Source organism: Spartinivicinus poritis (assembly GCF_028858535.1).
Taxonomy (GTDB): Bacteria; Pseudomonadota; Gammaproteobacteria; order Pseudomonadales; family Zooshikellaceae; genus Spartinivicinus; species Spartinivicinus poritis.
The window spans coordinates 45,546-51,545 of sequence record NZ_JAPMOU010000040.1 but is presented as its reverse complement, the minus strand read 5'-3'; the positions used below and the strand labels follow the sequence as shown (position 1 = coordinate 51,545).

Sequence of the window (6,000 nt, the reverse complement as noted above, 5' to 3'; positions counted from 1 at the left end):
CCATTATTAAATTCCTAGTCAAATTAAGTGAAATACTGTGACCAGGTATTTTACAGATTATTTACCATGATTGGTATGATTTAGGCAGACCCCTCATCGCTGCCAAGATCATCCGCTTTTTCATCATCAATGCGGTTTTGTTTTTTTAGCTCATCTGAAGCAATAATACTGTCGGCTGCAGCGGCAGCTGCTTTTTGTAAAGTAATTGGTGTTGCTGAGCCGTCCTCTTGGTTGCCAACAAGTTTTTCTTCAAGTTCTTTGGGTAGTGCTACTTTCACTTCTCGATGGGCAAAGTAAATACCATTTTCTTCTAGCGCTTCTTTAACCCGGCGATAGGCCTCACGACGAATGACCCATTGTTCTCCAGGCTTACAAGTGAACTTCATCCTGACAATAAGAGCCGATTCTTCGACACGTAATACCCCTTGGGACTTTAAAGGTAAAATCATATTGGGGCCCATTTCTTCATCTTCCATCATTTTTTGCCCCACTTTTTTGATAATTTTTCTTACTTTTTCAATGTCAGTATCATAGGGCAAGCGAAGCTCTAGCTTCATGGTAATCCAGTCGCGGCTTAAATTTTTAACAGTAGCAATTTCACTATACGGCAGGGTTTGTACAGCGCCTAAATGGTGTCTTAGTCGCATGGAGCGCACCGAAATATGTTCCACAGTGCCACGCAAACCGCCGGCTTCAATATATTCACCACGTCGAAAGGCATCGTCCCATAGGAAAAAAATACCAGAAATAATATCCTGCACCAATTTTTGGGCACCAAATCCAATGGCAATACCTACTACCCCAGCACCAGCGAGCAATGGGCCAATCTGTACACCTAGTGAGTGTAAAATTGAAATAATCACTGAAACCACAATGATGGCTAATAAAAAGGTACGCAACAAAGGTAACAGTGTTTCTACACGGCTGGCTCCAGCACCGCCCCCTTCGCCTTCCAAACTGCTTCCTTCTTCAGTCACTGGCTCTGGTAAGTGACGCTCAATGGCTGAATGAATAATTTCCCACAGAATATACGCTGTGAGTAGAGTAATAAGAATATCTAATCCAGCGGATATAATCCGTTGACCAAATTCTGTATTAATAATGGCTAGGGCACCAAATCCCCAGGCTTCTGCTAAAGCAACAATAGCAGTACCAAATAACAAGGTACGGAAGCCTGTTTGGATAATATGAATAAATTGATGTGATCGTTCTGGAAAGGTTCGGCTTTGTAGCCATTTAATGGTAACAAGCTTAGTGAGTAGTTTATGAAATAAACGATCTGCAATGGGAAATAGTAGGGTCAGCCACCAGGCTAAGTCTACTCGTCGATAGAGAGCTTCATTATCTAAAAAGAAATTAAATGCCCACACAAACCATAAAGCGGCAATCCATAAGGTAAACAGAAATGGCCAAACTTGGCTGAGTAGTTGCTTAGGCAAGGAGGTGAGTGTTGTTTGACAGGAGGTAACTGTTTCTGACTGTGTTGTAGACTGCTTGCCAGTACTATCTTCATCATCTGTAACTGGCGACACAGGTTGAGTTGCAGATGCGAGTGGTTGATCACTGAATAGGTTGGCAATTTGTTTCCGGTTTATCCAAGTAAAAAGTAACAAGATACCAGCTAAACTTAAGCCCATACAGGTAACCGTGAGAAAGCGCTGTAACTCAAGTGGCATGCCTAGTTCAAACCAGAGGTCTGATGTGTAAACCCCAAACACATACACGGCAGTAAACAGCAATACCCAATGGTGGAACTTGCGAGCATCATTACAATGTAAGGGTAATGGGCGAATGCCCTTACTATAAGGAGCAAACAGTGCTCTTGATAAAACGTATATCACTCTAAAATTGATCAGGGCAAAAAAGTAATTAAATAATGTTGACTCCATATCATTGGGTAGATCGAAAAAGATAACTACAGTGAGGCTTCCAGTGGCAGCAAAAAAACCAATACTGATCAAGTCAAATAAAGTTCTTAGGGAAAAATAGCCCAGTAAAGTGGTCCACTGGTGGGTTTCTTGAAGTGAGATACGTTGATTTAGCGCCTGCAATTTGCTCCCCATTAATTTTTCAGCCACCCAGCCAATCGCGCACATGGTTAAAAAGACGACCACTAGCCAGAGAATACCTGGCCATCCTTGATCGCCACTGGCTTTTAAGAATAAGCTGTAAAATATCACTCGGGCATCGTTGAGCTGTTGATGAAGTCGTTTTAATGAGGCTTTTAAACGCTGTTTTTGCTGAAACCCTGATAACACATTTTGTTTTTTTGCATCTGCTGCTGCCTGCGTTGATAAGCTTTTAATGAGTAGAGCGCGAGCTTGTTGGTCATCTAGTGGTGCAACATAATTTGACACTTGTTGTGGATTGCTGGGGCGGCTTTCATAAAGCTGATCAACCGTTTCTGAAGAGGCATTGGTCGAACTGGTTAAACTTCCTACCTCTGCTGCTGATCCCAGTTGAGTGATCACCACTAGCAGCATGATGCAAAGATACTGGGGTAGTCTACAATGCTGGATCATCATTAACCTCATCAGAAAAACACACTATAAAATAGTCTAACACTTTCAGGACTTGTTGACGTAAATGTTAACATGCCCCAAATAAAACGATTATTTTAGCTATTTTATGCCCCGTACTAAAAGGTAAAAGCCGTATGACAGAAGCCAGTAGTCAAAACCAATCGACAACTCAGCGATTTAGTTCGCTTGATAGTCTACGAGGGTTAGCGGTGTTGGGTATTTTGTTGATGAATATTCAATCATTCGGGCAGCATGATGCAGCTTATTTAAATCCACATGCGTTAGGTCTGTTGGCAGGGCTAGATATCTGGTTATGGAAAATTAGTTTTATCTTATTTAATGTAAAGTTTATTAGCTTGTTTGCCATGATGTTTGGTGCAGGGATTGTTTTGCAGACTCAGCGATTGGAAGCAAAACAAGTCAATGCATGGGAGATTCATAAGTGGCGAATGTTTTGGTTAGGCGTGTTTGGACTTATTCATGGCATTTTTATTTGGAGTGGTGATATTTTATTCACTTATGCTATCAGCGGTTTGTTAGTATTTTCATGTCGTCACTGGTCTGCTCATAAACTGTTAACAGTTGGTGTGACTATTATTTTGTTGGTATTGAGTTTGGATCATGCTACTTATACTGCACTTGATGAATCACCAACGGAGCTAGATGAGTGGATCAATGCTTATTGGCAGCCCACTGCTACAGCTATTGCAGAAGACCAGGCTACTTTTACTGGTGCTTACTCGTTACAACTGATGGCAAGACTGGACGAATTGTTGATTACCTACTTATACATGTGGGTTTTCATTATTCCAATAGTTGTTGGGTTAATGATGTTAGGCATGGCTTGTTTTAAAACGGGGGTTTTTACTGCAGAAGCAGCTAATCAAGTTTATATAGGGTTAATTTACTTGGCACTATTAGTAGGCTTACCCATTACGTTGGCCAGTTTGATTTATATCCAACTGGCCAACTGGGAACCTATAAGCACCTTAAGTATAGGCTATTTCTTGCTGAATATTGCTGCCCCATTAATGGCTTTTTGCTGGGCTGCTCCCTTGTTGATAAGTTATAAACTGAAAAGGGCTGGCTGGCTGCACCGTTATTTAATCCCAGTAGGTCAGTTAGCTTTTAGCAATTATTTGTTACAGTCATTAATTTGCACCTTATTTTTTTATGGCTTTGGTTTTTATGGTCAAGTTAGTCTAACGATATTATTTTTTATTGTGCTCATTGTATGGATTATCTTGTTTATTTGGTCAAACTGGTGGGTAAAGCATTTTTACTATGGCCCAGCTGAGTGGTTATGGCGCACTTTGGCTTATAGGAAGCGACAGCCATTTAAAAAGTGAAAATTTTTATTTTGACGATATCTATAGCCAAAGCGAATGCTTTTAGGAGCGGCCGTCGAGTGATGAAGCCCTATGAGTTTATGTTTTTATAAATGATTAGGTATCTATTGAGCTATATCAATCAATTGCTGACAAGTTAAGCATTATAGTAAAGTGGGCTCTTTTAAAGAGAGCCTTTGCAAGACCTCATTTACAAATTGCTGAATAATGCTTTATAGTAAAATCTCATTCTAACAATGGTTTAGAAGGACCTAAATAATGAAAATAAAATTATTTTTTATCGCTATTTCAGCCGCCGCTTTGGGGTACCAAAACGCTCATGCAACTGATGTATACTGTGTGGATTTACAACAACAGCAATGGCAGCAAACGGTTGATCAATCAGGAAATCCTGTTACGGTACAACAAACCGCTCAAACAGGAGAGGTTAATCAACAACAACATACTTATGTGAAACTACCTATACAGCAGTATCATCAAATTTCTCAGTATTGTCAGCCTGGCCAGTTTCCTCAGCCAGTTAACCAGCAAAGCGGTTTACCAGATGACTTATTTTTACTTGAGTTACCATCAGGACAAAGCATTTTAGCGCCAGGGCAAACTCAGCAGCATGGCCAGCGAGTGGTATACCGTGATTTTCAAATGGTAATTAGTTTACAAGTAAACCCAGGTAGAATGAATCGTGTCGCAGCAGATATTAACGACCGACACGCTCGTGAAATAAGCCGTCAGTTGTATGAAATTAACTTTAATCTGGAAAAAGTGCTAAAAACCGTATCTGAAATTGATTATACCCAACAGGATATGGTTAACCAGTTAAGTGACATTGAGCACCAATTACAAAGCAATTAGAAAGAAATACCTACCTCACCCCAAAAACTGTTTATCATTCTTTGATGAGCAGTTTTTTTGATTTTCGTCATTAATAAAAAACCGGATAGCTACTATTAAATAAACTATCCGGTTAATTTTTATAGGCTAGGTTAAATTAGCACTTTCTAAACATTAAACCATAACGATGAGTTAGCTTACCATCGATAGTGTCAGTAGTAATTAAGCCGCTGCTTCTTCTAGCCCGCTTATTATCTACTTTAATTTCAGTCTTAATAACAACTGGTGCAGTAGCATTACAAGATGACCAAACCAAGCTGTTGATGCCTAAGCGGTCACTGATGGTATAATCTTTAGAAATAGGGCCTTTAAAGGTAGAACGGAGTGCAGCTTCTCTTGGGTTGCCTGCAAAGAAATAAGTCGACTTTTGCATTGCTTCAACGTTGCGGTCAAGGTCAGCATAGCCACGATAGTTGACATCAGCTATTGTGTAAGCATAGCCATTAGGAATTTTGAGCACGACAGTTAAGTTACAAACCTTACGATTTTCTCGTCTTGGAATTCCTGGCCCAGCTTCAGCAATATATTCATCAAAGCCTAGAACGAAAGACTTTCCATCGGGTGCAACAGTGCTGGAAACCGTGCCATTTGGACAGCCAGTGCCGGAGCTTTGGATGCTTTTAATAGTGACTTGAGCTAAATCTAAATGAACTGAATCATCAACAATGGTTGCTGCAGAAACCGCTGAAGATGTAGCTGCAGTCATTAAACAAACAGCAGAAGCTAAAAGCGTTTTTTTTAATTGGGTCATTGAAATCTCCATTTCCCGTTAGTAATTCGGCATGTTAGCAACCAACTGCTAATCCCAAACAAGGGTAAAACTAGTACGCATAAGCCGAAAGCTAATGTTATAAAGTTATTAATTATTATCCTGTACTGCGTACTCAGGGGTAATTGGCAGGATAATGGTACCTAATTAAAATGATGATTAAAACCAATAAATAAATTTTTTTTGTAAATATTTTAAAAAATAAATAGGTGAGTAATAACTATTTTTATGAGTAATAATTTACTTTGATTTAAAGGTTTACTTGTTAAGGGTTAAATGAGTTGGAATATATACCAACTGTTTGGTTATATAAAATGGGAGCAGACTATAAACTATTTATTTAGCGATCGTTAATAAATAATTTGACGTAATTTGCATTTTATCTGCTTAATTAGAAGCATTAATTAATAAAATATTTAAATCAAACTAACTCTTTTATTTTGACTTTAATTAATGGCATCTATTGTTA

Annotated in this window: 4 protein-coding genes; 2 read left to right on the top strand and 2 right to left on the bottom strand. The window is 39.1% G+C overall.

Features of this window, described 5'->3' with window-relative positions:
• Window positions 1–80: 80 nt before the first annotated feature.
• A complete protein-coding gene (locus ORQ98_RS22235) occupies window positions 81–2,483 on the bottom strand; it encodes a mechanosensitive ion channel family protein (protein WP_274691031.1) in 2,403 nt (800 codons plus the stop codon).
• Between the two features lie 173 nt (window positions 2,484–2,656).
• Here ORQ98_RS22235 and ORQ98_RS22230 point away from each other — a divergent pair, with 173 nt between their 5' ends.
• Complete coding sequence (locus ORQ98_RS22230) at window positions 2,657–3,871, top strand: DUF418 domain-containing protein (protein ID WP_274691030.1); 1,215 nt, start codon at window positions 2,657–2,659, stop codon at window positions 3,869–3,871.
• A gap of 258 nt (window positions 3,872–4,129) precedes the next feature.
• Window positions 4,130–4,723 carry a hypothetical protein gene (locus ORQ98_RS22225; RefSeq protein ID WP_274691029.1) on the top strand — a complete coding sequence of 198 codons (594 nt, stop codon included), beginning with the start codon at window positions 4,130–4,132 and terminating at the stop codon, window positions 4,721–4,723.
• A gap of 136 nt (window positions 4,724–4,859) precedes the next feature.
• Here the strand turns inward: ORQ98_RS22225 and ORQ98_RS22220 are convergent, their stop codons facing one another.
• The gene (locus ORQ98_RS22220) at window positions 4,860–5,513 is read right to left on the bottom strand and encodes a DUF4360 domain-containing protein (protein WP_274691028.1); all 654 of its coding nucleotides are present in this window, start codon (window positions 5,511–5,513) and stop codon (window positions 4,860–4,862) included.
• Window positions 5,514–6,000: the final 487 nt, after the last annotated feature.